The organism is Methyloceanibacter marginalis (assembly GCF_001723295.1).
GTDB lineage: Bacteria > Pseudomonadota > Alphaproteobacteria > Rhizobiales > Methyloligellaceae > Methyloceanibacter > Methyloceanibacter marginalis.
On sequence record NZ_LPWD01000070.1, the window covers coordinates 1 to 12,137 of the forward strand.

Here is a 12,137-nt window from a genome sequence, read left to right on the forward strand (position 1 = left end):
CGCCCTTGCGCGCCGCTATGGCCTGTCCGCCTCGGGACTTGCCAAACGCGCCGGGCTGGACCCCACAGCCTTCAACAAATCAAAACGCGTGACCGGCGAAGGGCGCCCGCGCTGGCCGACCACCGAGAGCATCGCCAAGGTGCTGGGAGCCACCGGCGCCTCCTTCGACGACTTTACGGCTTTGATCACCGCCGAGCCGCGCCAACGCAACCCGGCCCAGCCGATCCCGCTCATTGGCATGACGCAAGCCGGCGGCGGCGGCTTCTTCGATGACGGCGGCTTTCCGGTGGGCGGCGGCTGGGACCAAATCCGCTTTCCCCGCGTGGACGACGAGAACGCCTACGCGCTCGAAGTCACAGGCGACAGCATGGCGCCGCTCTACCGGGACGGGGATGTCCTGATCGTCTCGCCCAACGCCGCGCCGCGCAAAGGCGACCGCGTGGTGCTGCGCACGATCGACGGCGAAGTGATGGCCAAGGTGCTGGTGCGGCGAACGGCCAAAACGATCGAACTCGCCTCGCTGAACCCCGCACACCCCAACCTGGTCTTCCCCGTGGAGCGGATCGAGTGGATTGCGCGCATTATCTGGGCAAGCCAGTAGGAGCCGTCCTTAATGCCGCCAAGCATCTCCTCTAATGTAAGGTCCCATGTCGTTCGCCTCGCGCCTTCTCACCGCTTTGGTCGGCCTCGCGCTGATCTGGTACCTCTGGCCCTTCGGCGGCGACACGGAGGTGGTGAAAATGGTGGAGCCGCCGCCGAGCGGCCATCAGGGACGGCTCTTCACCACGCCCCTGCCGGACGACGACCCCCCGGCGAAAAAGCCGGCTCCAGCGAAGGCGATACAGGCACCGCCCACGGATGAAGCGGCGGGGCCTGCCGACGAGGACAAAACAGCCGCGCTCGCGCTGGAGCCGGCACAAGGCCCGAAGAAACTCAAGGCGACGCGCTTTTACCGCGTAGTCGTCCGCGATGGCGGCACGCTTGAGACGCGCGGTGACATCGTCATTACGCTCGAGGGCATCGATGCCTACGCGGCGGATGAGACCTGCAAGGATGCGAAGGGACGGAAATGGTCTTGTGGCAAGAGCGCGCAAGTGGCGCTTACGCGGCTGATCCGGGGGCGCGCAGTCGTGTGCAAGGTGCCCGCTATGGGCAAGCTGAGTTCGGTGACGGCGCGCTGCACGCTGGCCGGCACCGACCTCTCCACATGGATGGTCGCGCAAGGCTGGGCAAAACCTGCGGCGCCGACGGAGCCGAAACTCGCCAAAGCAGCAGACGCCGCACGCAAGAAGAAGATCGGCGTCTGGCGCTAGCCTACTGCGACTCCTCGCCGGCGCCGTCCATCGTGCCGTCGTCCTGGCGTTCGGGCTGATCGACCTTCTTGGTGTCGGTGTCGGAGGTTTCCTCCGCGCCGCCGGTTTCGGCCGCGGCGTCCTTGTCCATCTTTGCAGAGTCGGAGTCCTCATCCGTCGCTGTCTCGTCCATGGCGACGACGATGTCGCTCTCCGATAGCGCCGGGGCTACTTCATCAGGCGCGAGCCTCGGCCCGGCAATGCCGAACGTCAGGGCGGCGACGGCAACAGCAGTTGTCAGGTTGTAATGGGTCATCTCGGGCATCCTCCGTGTCGGGGTCTTTCACGACCTCGGTTGGAGAACCCCCTTCGCGGCTCGCCGGTTCCCCCGCGCATAAAGAAGCGGCCCCGAAAATCGGGGCCGCCGCTCAAAGCTCGCTACGCCTACTGGTACGAGCTCTTGTCCATGTGATCCTTGGAGTCCTTGTCCTTGGACTTCATGGCGTTCGACTCGCTATCGCCGCTGGCCGGATCGTTCTTCGGCGTTACGTCACGCGCGTCGGCGCTGACCCAACCCTTGTTACAGCCGGCCATCCATTCGTCCTGGGAGATCTTCCGGTCGTTGGAGGTGTCGACCCGCTTGAAGTTCAGGATGTACGGGGCGGCCTTCGCCTCAGACAGCGTCTCGCCGTCCGGTCCCGCATCGTTCCAGGTCTGCTGGCACTGATCCTTGTCCAGAACCTTACCCGGACGACCCGAAGGGTTGTCGACCGCGAGGGCCAGGCCGGTGGAACACATCAGTGCAACTGCTGTGATGGGAAGAAACTTGTTCATGGGAATTCCTCCTTCTCGTTGGATACTTTGCTTCCCGCAACGGATTGCGGGATGCACCGCAGAACGCGGCGCTTCTCAGGGGCTAGCGAGCCCCTTCACACTGAGTCAATGCATGCGGGCGCTGATCGTTTCGGTGGTCTCACAAAAAAACGGCCCCGAAACCGGGGCCGTTCTTCTGGCGGGTAAAATGGTCTCGCCCGACTACATCTTGTCCGAGGAGTCCTTCATGTCATCCGACGACTTTTTCATGTCGTCCGAAGACTCCATCGGATCGGCCGGCGTGCCTTCCATGTCCTGCTCGGTGGCCGCATCGGCACTTACCCAGCCCTTGGCGCAGCCGTCTTTCCACTCCTCGGCGGAAATCTTGGCATCCTTGGACGAGTCGACCATTTGGAAGTTCAAAATGAACGGCGTGGCCTTGTCTTTGGACAGCGTATCGCCGTCAGGCCCGGCTGTCTCCCAAGCCTTTGTGCACTCGGCTTCGCTCAAGACTTTGCCGGGACGCCCCGACGCCTCCGGATCCTGAGACCCTTCCGGCGGCTCCGCACCGGGTCCTGCGAACGCATAGGTCGCACTCGTCAAAAGCATGACGGCAGTCAGGGTTGTGACTCGCATAACATTGTCTCCTTGGGATTTCCTCGGGCTCGTTTGAACCGTCGCGGAAGCAAATCTCCCGCGGCTCTTAGTTGAAGAAACGCAAGCCTCGCGGGCTTTGTTCCGAATTTTTGATTGATTGATAGGCAGCCCGAGCGGACCGCCGCGCTACGCGCTTCGCACCTTGAGCGCATTTTATATGCGCTACCGGGCTTCGCCCTACTTGAGCGCTTTTATGTGCGCTACCGGCCTTCGCTACTTAAGCGCCTTGGCGATGAGAGCGCGAGTTTCGGGAATGCCGTAGAGTTCGACAAAAGAGCCAAAGCGCGGACCTTGGCTCTGGCCAAGCAACACCTGATAGAGCGCCTGAAACCAGTCACGCAACGGCTCGAAGCCGTGCTCCTTGCCGACCGCATAAACCTCGTTCTGGATCTCTTCGGCGAGAACTTTTTCGGGGAACGCCGCGAGTCGCTTGTCGAGATCAGCAAGCGCTGCGCGCTCCTTCTCGGTCGGCGTGCGATACTGCTTCGACGGCTTCACGAAATCGTGGAAATAGCGAATCGCGTATCCCACGAGTTCATCGAGCAGAGGGTGCCCTTCCGGCGTGGCGTCCGGCATGTAGCGCTGAATGAAGCCCCATAACACTTGGCGATCTTCGGAATTGGACGCGGAGGCCAGGTTGAGAAGAAGCGCAAAGCTGATGGGCAAATCGGCTTGCGGCGGATTGCCCTCGTGAACGTGCCACACAGGATTCATCAGCTTCGCCGCCTGCTCCTCCTTGGGGTAGGCTGCGAGATGACCGACATACTCATCGACCGCGCGCGGGATGACATCGAAATAGAGCCGCTTCGCCTTTTTCGGGCTTTGATACATGTAGAGCGCGAGGCTCTCAGGCGAGGCATAGGTCAGCCATTCCTCGATGGTTAGACCGTTGCCGCGCGACTTGGAGATCTTCTCGCCATTCTCGTCGAGGAACAGTTCGTAGTTGAACCCTTCCGGCTGCTGGCGGCCGAGGATGCGGCAAATGCGGCCCGATAAGCGCACCGAGTCGATCAGGTCCTTGCCCGCCATCTCGTAATCGATGCCGAGTGCGGCCCAGCGCATGGCCCAAGTCGCCTTCCACTGCAGCTTGCAATGCCCGCGCGTGACGGCGACCTGGGTGAGCTTTCCGGAGTCGGGATCCTTGTAGACGATCGAGCCCGCGGCAAGATCGCGGTCGATGATCGGCACTTGCAGCACTTTGCCCGTCTCCGGCGAGATCGGCAGGAAGGGGCTATAAGTGGCGCGGCGTTCCGGCCCCAGCGTCGGCAAGATAACGTCGCGTATCTCATCGTAATGCTCGAGCACCTTGAGCAAGGTCGCGTCGAACCGGCCGGACGTGTAGCACTGGGTCGCAGACAAAAACTCGTAGTCGAAGCCGAACGTATCGAGAAAGGACTTCAGCCGCGCGTTGTTGTGCTGGCCAAAGCTCGGATGCTCGCCGAACGGGTCCGGCACCTGGGTCAGGGGCTTGCCGAGATGCTGCTCGACCATCGCCTTGTTGGGGATGTTGTCCGGGACCTTGCGCAAGCCGTCCATGTCATCGGAGAAGCAGATGAGCCTCGTCGGCACCTTGTCCTCGGTGAGGACGCGGAAGGCATGGCGCACCATCGTAGTGCGCGCGACCTCGCCGAAGGTCCCGATATGCGGCAGCCCCGAGGGCCCGTAGCCGGTCTCGAAGATGATGGGGCCGGTTGGCTGCGGGATCCGCTTGAGCCGGCTCAACACCTTCCGCGCCTCCTCGAACGGCCACGCCTTGCTGACATGGGCGTGGGCGAGAAGTTCGGAGTTGATCTCAATCTTGGCGCTGGGCGGGGAAGCCATCGGTGGGATTTCGCTTGGTCTAGAAGGGCTCGCGGCCCGACAAATTTCACAGTTTTCTACGGCGCGCCAGTATTTCCGCCCTTACCCCACTCGGTGCTTGCCCGGAAACCTGCAATTTCCTACCGTCGCGCCGCTTCGAGCCAACAGGGAAAGAGGGGGTGGAGAGCCTATGACTGCGCCAATCGACCATCTCGATGCGCTGATCTACGCGATGGTCACAGTGTCGGCCGTAGACCGCACCATGACCGACGCCGAGCTTGCTCGTATCGGCGAGATCGTCTCCCACCTGCCGATTTTCGACGCCTATGACGCGAACAAGCTCATCCCAGCGTCCCAGCCTGCGGCGAAAATCTTGAGCGCCGATAACGGTCTTGAGCTGGTTTTGGAACTCCTGCGAAGCACCCTGCCCAAAAAACTGCATGAGACGGCCTATGCCGTGGCGCTTGAAGTCGCCGCGGCCGACCTCGACGTCAAAGCCGAAGAGACACGATTCCTACAAATGCTCGCCGACAGCCTGGAGCTCGACAAACTCACCACCACGGCCATCGAACGCGGAATCCGTGCGCGCAACACGGTGCTTTAGAGCCTGATTTTACCATTTGCGAACGGTGCGCCACGGAACCGACGCGCCCCTTTCGCTGTTCCTGATAAGATAGGTTTCAACGCAAGCCTGTGCGGCTGCGTGCTCAATTCTTAGGAGGACCACACATGTGGGGCTTGGCTGAACGCAAGACGTCCAGGTTCGGAAGGGATTTCGACGTCAGCGATCTCTACGACCAACTCGATACGCTGCGCGGCTACGTGCAGGACCTGACGCAAGACGCCGGAAAAAGCGCCAGTCATTCGTATGGGCGCGCCCGGGACTTCGCATCCGCGACGGCGCATGACGCAGAGGACGTGATGAAGGATAACCTTGCCGCGTCGCTGCTGCTGACGCTCGGGTTCGGCGTGGTGATCGGCTTTCTCATAAGCCGCAGCAGCAAATAGTCGCCTAGTGAGCGAGCTTGGCTGCGCCGGTATAGAGCGCGCCGCCGATCACGCAAGGTATGGCGATCTGCGCCTGACCGAGAGCGGTCGCAGCAACGCAGCCGGTGGCGATGGCGATTGACCCTGCGGTCATGCCTTTCGACATGCCGGCATCCGCCGTCATCTGCCTTTGCTGCGCATCCTCGATGGCACCGAACTGGTCCTTCCGGATGCTTTCGGCCTCGAACAGCTCCGCCGCCTCGATGACATCCTTCAGCGGCTTGGCCACCTCAGGCGGCTGGTTCGGATACTCGGCGCGATAAAGGCCGATCAGCTCGCGGTCGCGCTCGGCGTAGGATGCAAGCGTCCATTTGGCCGTCCCGCCGGTGGTCACCTTCTCGATGCCGCCATCGGATCCCCAGCCTGAGAAGATCTTGCTGAAGGCGAAGCCGCTCTCCTCCTTATCCTTGGACCATTTCAGAGCTTCCATGATGCGCATGACCGGCTCGTGCTGGCCCGTCGCCACGTAGTAGCCCCAATGCGCGTAGATGCCCGGCGCGCCGCCGACATCCAACGCGAGGTCTTGCAGCCTCGGACGCCGCTCCTCAAGGAAGTCGTCTATCAGCGGCTTGCGAAGCGGCATCTTCGCAGCGTTATTCTCAAGAAGCGCCCGCCAGTCGGGGCGACCCGAATAAGCGATTGCCCGGATGATGACCTCTTGCTCCTTGTCGGGCATCGGGAACATCTGGGTGACGAGCTTCGGACCGTCGTTCGGATTGGTGCCGAGCACGCCGGCGATGAAGCCGATGCAGAACCAGCGCTGCTCCTCGTCTTTGAACAGGCCGTAGTCGAGCATGGCATGCACCGATGCGGGCACTTTCCAAAGCTGGGGATGGTCGCGGTAGTTGGAGATCCAATCGAGCAGCCGCTCGGCGGAGCTGAAATCCGATTGCGGGGCGGCTTGCGCCGCCGGCGCATGGGCAGGTGTGCTCAGGGTCGGGGCGGGCGGAGACGGGCTGCGGCGCGGTCTTGCTCGGCGCGATCGCGTCCGGAGTGATCCGTTGCGTGGTGACCGACTGGGGGGCTGCGACCGGCTGCGGCGTGGCGGGCGCAGTATCCTCGCGCGCGGCCTTATCCTCGGTGGACGCCTGCATCACGGGCACTTCCGGAGGGCTGAGCCGTTGCGGTGAGATTGCGGTCTTGGAAATAGAGCTGCTCTTCGGCGCGACCGAAACCGCACCGGATTGAGCGGCGGAAGGCAGCACAAAGCTGAGAACGCCAATAGCGGCGAGCGCTAATGCGCGACGGTACGCATGTCATCAGCTTCCTCCCCCAGGCCCCTGAGTGCTGACGAAACAGACACATATGGTTAACGCCCGCGAGGCTCGCGCCTTACGGGAAACATCATGATTTTCAAGCGTTTCGTGGCGATTTAATGGCCGGAGCGTTAACCATAACAAAAGGTTACCGCCCCAATGGGTGATCTGAACCCTGCCGAATGTCCGGCCGCCTTCCCACTCGCGGAGCAGAAGGGCGGCCGGGGCCTCGCACTATACGCCGCTAGGGAGCGATTTTCGCCGCGCGAGGAGTCCTTTAGTCCGGCGCATCTCCTGGGTCTCGTCTTTCACTCGTTCGCCCGCAGAGTCTGGAGTGGCCGCCAGATCGGCCCGCGGGGAAATTCTCAGCCGGCCTCGCGCGCCTCCATGCTCACGACGGGGCAAGGCTTGGCCTGTCTGGTCGTCCGGGAGCCAAGGACCAAGGCCAGATCGCGGCCCTTCTCGCCGGTTTTCTCAAGGTGCATCAGCAGCATGCTCAAAGGCTCAAGCAGGCGCGCGGCCCGAAGCTCGCCCACGTCCACCGCGTCGAAACCGACATCCCTCACCAGCCCCATCACCACGTCCTTTTGCGCGCCGCTTGGGCCCGCCACGAACGCGGCGGCGATCCCTTGCGGATAGCGCGGGCTTGCCATGGCGGCCGGGCCCACGACGTTGAACGCCTTGAAGAAGGTTGCGTGCCGCGCCTGGCTTTGCAGCACCTCGGCGCCCGACGTGTCGAAGCCGAGCGCCAGGCGCGTCGCGTTGGCGTTGAGCGGATTGGTTGCGTCGATGACGATCTTTCCAGCGAGGGCCGGGGCGTGCTCGCAAACAAGCGCCTCGGCCGCCGTCCAGGGCGTGGCGAGGATAACCGCATCCGCGCTCAATATGGCGCCATCGATGGTTTTGGTAACAAAGCCCGCCGAGACTTTCGGCTCGCGTGCACCGAAAACAACGATGTGGCCTTTGGCCTTGAGTGCGGCGCCTAGAGACGCTCCCACGCGTCCCGCGCCAAGGATGGCGATCCTCATTTCCTCGCCCACTCTCTTCTTTTCGTTAATCCGGAATCTGGGTCCGGTTTGCTCTTGCAATCAACATGGGGGCTCCACTAGCATTAATCCAATCGATAGGATCGATGATGAGTATCGATCATGCCAATTTAAGCAGGCTGGACCTCAACCTGCTCGTCGCGTTCGACGCCCTCTTGACCGAACGGAGCGTCACGCGAGCCGCGGCCCGCGTGGGCCTCGGCCAATCGGCCATGAGCCATAATCTGGCGCGCCTACGCAGCCTGTTCGGCGACGAGCTTCTGACGCGCAGCGCGGAAGGCATGCGCCCCACGCCCAGGGCGATGGCGCTCGTCGACCCAGTGCGGATGACGTTGGGGCAAATCCAATCAACTGTACTTCAGCGCGAGGCGTTCGATCCGGCAACTGCGGACCGGGTGTTCCGGATCGGGCTCGCCGACTCCATCGAGGTCGCCGTTATTCCCGCTCTCATCGACCGCCTGCAACACGAGGCGCCGGGCGTCTCGCTGAGACTGCGTTCAACGAACCGCATGAGCATCCTGGAGGAGCTCGACACCGGCAATCTCGATCTCGGCATCGGCGTGTTCGATCAAGGCCAAAACCATCACAAGCGCCGTCAGCTCTACACCGACAGCTTCCTCTGCCTGTTCAGCAGCGAGCAACTCGGCCTCACGCCGCCGCTTTCGCTGCAAGACTATTTGCGCTGGCCCCATCTCCTGACGAGCCTCGCCGACGATGCCCGCGGCGCCGTCGATGAGGCGCTCGTCAAGCACAAGCTTCGCCGCAGCATCGTCATGACCACGCCAGGATTTCTCGCCGTTCCCTTCGTAGTGCGCCGCGCGCGCGTCATCACCACTATGCCGTCTCGGCTCGCGCGCTACTTTTCGGACGCGTTCGGTCTGGCCACGAGCCCCGTGCCGATCGATCTGCCGAGCTTCACCATCTCGCTGCTATGGCATGCGAGCTTCGACCAGATCCCGGCCACTACTGGCTGCGACAGACGCTCTCAGCGCTCGTATCCGAGGACAGCCTGGAACTGTGACGCGCGAGACTGGGGGTGTGGACAACTTCGGATTTCACGGCGCGGCCGCTTTATTTTGGTTTCAACATCTGCGCGGATTGGTTTTGCACGAGGCCGACGCACCGAGAGTTTCCCCATAACCCCGAAGGAGGCCCTTCATGGCTGCAACCACATCAATGGAGCGGCATGACGCGCTGAGCGAGGTCTTGGCCGATAGCTGGTGGGCGGTGGGCTTGCGCGGCCTGCTCGGCGTCGCCTTCGGCCTGATCTGTCTTTTGGTTCCGTCAGCCGCGATTCTGGCACTCATTCTCCTATTCTCGGCTTACATGCTGGTGGACGGCGTGCTTGCCATCGCCTCCGGCATCAAGGCCGCGCGGAACGGGGAACGCTGGGGTCTGCTGATCCTCGAAGGCGTCGTCGATCTCGCCGCCGGCGTGATCGCATTCGTGTGGCCCGCGATCACCACCGTGGCCTTCGTCATCCTCATCGCCGTGTGGGCCGTTATCTCCGGCGCATTGATGCTGACCGCGGCCCTCACCTTGAAGATCGACCACGGGCGTTGGTGGCTGGCGCTTGGCGGCATCGCTCGGTCTTCGGCATCGGTACTGCTCATCGCGCCGGTCGTGGGCGCGGTCGTGCTCACTTGGTGGCTCGGCGCTTATGCCATCTTGTTCGGCGTCATGCTGCTGGTCCTCGCCTTCCAGCTTCACGGCAAGAAGGAGGAACGGGAGACCAAGAAACCCGCCGTGCGCTCCACCACCCGGGCGCCGGCAAAGAAGTCCGTTCGGGCCGCGGCGAAAAAGGCCTGAGGCGCAAAGCGATCTCCGACGTTCCTAAGGGGCGGTGCTTCTCGGCACCGCCCCTTTTAGCTCCCCTGATCGCGATCAGGCCGGTCTCGCTGTTGTGATGCCGTGGCAGTTGGCTTGTCCGCGGGGGCGCGCCACACTGACGGACCTCAAAGCAGCGCCTATATCTGTGACATGGACAATCTCTTAGGCCCCAACGACACGGCGGTCCGGCTTGGCGTCTTCGCGGGTATCTTTCTGCTGATGGCGCTGGTCGAACTCGCTTTGCCCAAGCGTACGCTCATCGTCTCGAAGGGGCGGCGCTGGCTCACCAATGTCGGGATCAGCGTCGTCGCCAGCGTGCTGTTGCGCCTCATGGCGGCGCTCGCCGTGCCGGTCGCCGCCGTGGCCGCTGCTTTGTACGCGCAGGAGAACGGCATTGGTCTTTTGAACAACGTGGCCTGGCCGGAATGGGTGAAAATCGTCCTCGCACTGGTCGCACTCGATCTTGCCATCTGGGCGCAGCACCTCGCCTCCCACAAGATCCCGATCCTGTGGCGCCTGCACAAAGTGCATCACGCCGATCGTGACATCGACGTAACCACGGCCGTGCGCTTTCACCCGGTCGAGATCGCGCTTTCCATGTTGTGGAAGATCATCGTCGTGGTGCCGCTCGGCGCGTCGCCGCTGGCGGTGTTCTTGTTCGAGGTCATCCTCAATGGTTGCGCGATGTTCAATCACGCCAATATCGACCTGCCGGGCTGGGTCGACCGCGTGATCCGCATCTTCGTGGTGACGCCGGACATGCATCGCGTGCATCACTCGGTGCAGCGGCGCGAGCACGATTCCAATTACGGCTTCAATCTTTCGGTGTGGGACCGGCTGTTCCGGACCTATACGGCTCAGCCCGAAGGCGGCCATCAAGGCATGACGATCGGGCTTACCCCCTATCAGAGCGAGGAGCCGACTCGCTTCGGCTGGAGCTTGTGGCTCCCGTTTCGAAACGAAGCTCCGAGCCCGGGCTCCGGCCGCCGAAGGGCACGCCAAGCAAGCGGGCCTAGAAGAAATTCATGGGGAAATAGCGCAGGAACAGCTCTTCGTAGCGGCCGCTGGCATGAACCTGCTCGAGCCCATAGGTGAGAATCTCGGCGAGCTTGCGGTTGCCCTTCTTCACCGCGATGCCGACGCCCTCTCCGAAAAAGCTTGAATCGAGATAAGGTCCGCCGCGAAACTCGCAACACGACTCGCTGGTCACGCCGTTGAGCCAAAAGGTGAGCGTGATGCCGTCGCCGAACACGAGATCGATAGCGCCATCCTTCAGGGCCTTCTGCGCGTCCTCGCTCGTATCGAAGGTGGCGATGGCCGCCTCAGGAAAGTACTTTTTGAGATAGGCTCGTGGCCGGTATCCTTGGCCACGCCGACCTTGAGACCCTCAACCGTCTCGGGCCGGATGTCGTCAAGCTCGCTGTCCTTGCGCGCCGCAAAGCGCGCGGGCGTCGCGTAATAGCGGGAGGTGAAGTCGGCGGCTGCAGGGCTTCGGCCGTGATACGAATGGAAGCGATGGCCGCATCCGCCTCACCACGATCCAAGGTCGGAATCAGATCGTTCCAATTGGTGGCCTTGATCTGGCACTCGACCTCAAGGACCTCACAAATGGCTTGCGCGAGATCGACGTTGAAGCCGGTTAGTGCGCCCACCTCGTCGTAATAATGGAACGGTGGATAGTCGGAGTCGGTGATGAAGCGGATTGTCTCGATCCCCTTCATGTCCGGCTTAGGCCGAAGCGCGTCGCCCTGCCAATTGTCCGGCACGATGGGCTTTGGCCCGGGCTTGGGCTCTTGGGCGTGGACGCTCAACGGCGCCAAGCAGCGCCCGCGAAAGCCAGTACGGCAAGCCAGACAGGCAAACGTCTTGTCATCGAGAAATCACCAGGCCGCGTCGTGTCGGTGTTCCCTCTTAGCGCGGCTTTGCGGGCACGGCCAGCGGGAATGTACTCGTTATAGTTGTGTTTGTGGGTTCGGCGCTTTTTACTTGTATAAGACACTCTTCAGCTTCCGATCCCGAAGGAATATTGCGTCTCGCTCAAAATAAGGAAGAATACTTCCGGCTGCGTTCTTGGGGGCATTCCCGTGTCGCTTGTTGTCGAGTCTCGCGCGGCGCTTTCGCCGGGCCGACGTCCTGGCGTGGACGCGCAGCGTCCTGCCGAGGCGGAGTACGACTTTCTCTTGGGGCGCCATGTCAACGCGGCGACCTTGTCGCATGCTTGCGTGCTGGCGGACCGGTGGGGCGTCCATCCCCACCAAGCGTTGGTCGCCAATGGCTGGCTGACCGAGGACGACTACTACCGCGCCTGGCTGAAGCGGCGGGACTCCCTTCAAGGCGCAAGTCACGGCGCAGGACGCCATACTTCCCGCCAAGGCAAGTCCGCCGTCAGTGACCTG

Annotated in this window: 16 protein-coding genes; 8 read left to right on the forward strand and 8 right to left on the reverse strand. The window is 62.6% G+C overall.

Features of this window, described 5'->3' with window-relative positions:
* On the forward strand, nt 1-601 hold a 601-nt coding region (locus tag AUC71_RS03345; protein WP_069623134.1), incomplete at its 5' end, for a S24 family peptidase.
* Between the two features lie 46 nt (nt 602-647).
* Entirely contained in the window at nt 648-1,313 is a 666-nt protein-coding gene (locus tag AUC71_RS03350; protein ID WP_069623135.1) for a thermonuclease family protein, read from the forward strand.
* A 1-nt stretch (nt 1,314) separates the two neighbouring features.
* Here AUC71_RS03350 and AUC71_RS03355 read toward each other — a convergent pair whose 3' ends face one another.
* The 4 genes from AUC71_RS03355 to AUC71_RS03370 form a co-directional block, all read right to left on the reverse strand.
* Nucleotides 1,315-1,608, reverse strand: coding sequence for a hypothetical protein (locus tag AUC71_RS03355; RefSeq protein ID WP_141701409.1), 294 nt, complete (start codon nt 1,606-1,608; stop codon nt 1,315-1,317).
* 128 nt (nt 1,609-1,736) lie between these two features.
* A complete protein-coding gene (locus tag AUC71_RS03360; RefSeq protein WP_141701410.1) occupies nt 1,737-2,126 on the reverse strand; it encodes a hypothetical protein in 390 nt (129 codons plus the stop codon).
* A 201-nt stretch (nt 2,127-2,327) separates the two neighbouring features.
* Nucleotides 2,328-2,714, reverse strand: a complete 387-nt coding sequence (locus AUC71_RS03365; protein WP_069623138.1) for a hypothetical protein — start codon at nt 2,712-2,714, stop codon at nt 2,328-2,330.
* 261 nt (nt 2,715-2,975) lie between these two features.
* Nucleotides 2,976-4,583, reverse strand: coding sequence for a lysine--tRNA ligase (locus tag AUC71_RS03370; RefSeq protein WP_069623139.1), 1,608 nt, complete (start codon nt 4,581-4,583; stop codon nt 2,976-2,978).
* Between the two features lie 169 nt (nt 4,584-4,752).
* Here AUC71_RS03370 and AUC71_RS03375 point away from each other — a divergent pair, with 169 nt between their 5' ends.
* Complete coding sequence (locus AUC71_RS03375) at nt 4,753-5,166, forward strand: tellurite resistance TerB family protein (protein ID WP_069623140.1); 414 nt, start codon at nt 4,753-4,755, stop codon at nt 5,164-5,166.
* A 125-nt stretch (nt 5,167-5,291) separates the two neighbouring features.
* Nucleotides 5,292-5,570 carry a hypothetical protein gene (locus AUC71_RS03380; RefSeq protein ID WP_069623141.1) on the forward strand — a complete coding sequence of 93 codons (279 nt, stop codon included), beginning with the start codon at nt 5,292-5,294 and terminating at the stop codon, nt 5,568-5,570.
* Between the two features lie 4 nt (nt 5,571-5,574).
* Here AUC71_RS03380 and AUC71_RS03385 read toward each other — a convergent pair whose 3' ends face one another.
* Together AUC71_RS03385 and AUC71_RS03395 are read right to left on the reverse strand one after the other, a co-directional pair.
* Nucleotides 5,575-6,405: a hypothetical protein gene (locus AUC71_RS03385; protein ID WP_141701412.1), complete on the reverse strand. Its 831-nt coding sequence runs from the start codon at nt 6,403-6,405 to the stop codon at nt 5,575-5,577.
* Between the two features lie 825 nt (nt 6,406-7,230).
* Nucleotides 7,231-7,893, reverse strand: a complete 663-nt coding sequence (locus AUC71_RS03395; protein WP_141701414.1) for an NADPH-dependent F420 reductase — start codon at nt 7,891-7,893, stop codon at nt 7,231-7,233.
* 104 nt (nt 7,894-7,997) lie between these two features.
* On the opposite strand from AUC71_RS03395, the gene AUC71_RS03400 reads away from it, so the two are divergent.
* The 3 genes from AUC71_RS03400 (at nt 7,998) to AUC71_RS03410 (ending at nt 10,836) form a co-directional block, all read left to right on the forward strand.
* Nucleotides 7,998-9,101 carry a LysR family transcriptional regulator gene (locus AUC71_RS03400; RefSeq protein ID WP_342021786.1) on the forward strand — a complete coding sequence of 368 codons (1,104 nt, stop codon included), beginning with the start codon at nt 7,998-8,000 and terminating at the stop codon, nt 9,099-9,101.
* Nucleotides 9,070-9,720, forward strand: coding sequence for an HdeD family acid-resistance protein (locus AUC71_RS03405; RefSeq protein WP_083238039.1), 651 nt, complete (start codon nt 9,070-9,072; stop codon nt 9,718-9,720). The genes AUC71_RS03400 and AUC71_RS03405 overlap by 32 nt, the downstream gene beginning before the upstream one ends.
* 171 nt (nt 9,721-9,891) lie before the next feature.
* Complete coding sequence (locus AUC71_RS03410; protein ID WP_069623146.1) at nt 9,892-10,836, forward strand: sterol desaturase family protein; 945 nt, start codon at nt 9,892-9,894, stop codon at nt 10,834-10,836.
* Here the strand turns inward: AUC71_RS03410 and AUC71_RS17315 are convergent.
* Together AUC71_RS17315 and AUC71_RS03415 are read right to left on the reverse strand one after the other, a co-directional pair.
* On the reverse strand, nt 10,754-10,993 hold the full coding sequence (locus AUC71_RS17315) for a type 2 periplasmic-binding domain-containing protein (protein WP_425283347.1): 240 nt from the start codon (nt 10,991-10,993) through the stop codon (nt 10,754-10,756). The two genes, AUC71_RS03410 and AUC71_RS17315, sit on opposite strands and share 83 nt — an antisense overlap.
* 70 nt (nt 10,994-11,063) lie before the next feature.
* Nucleotides 11,064-11,552: a transporter substrate-binding domain-containing protein gene (locus AUC71_RS03415; RefSeq protein ID WP_141701415.1), complete on the reverse strand. Its 489-nt coding sequence runs from the start codon at nt 11,550-11,552 to the stop codon at nt 11,064-11,066.
* 273 nt (nt 11,553-11,825) lie between these two features.
* On the opposite strand from AUC71_RS03415, the gene AUC71_RS03420 reads away from it, so the two are divergent.
* The coding region (locus AUC71_RS03420) for a hypothetical protein (protein WP_141701416.1) at nt 11,826-12,137 on the forward strand (312 nt) is incomplete at its 3' end.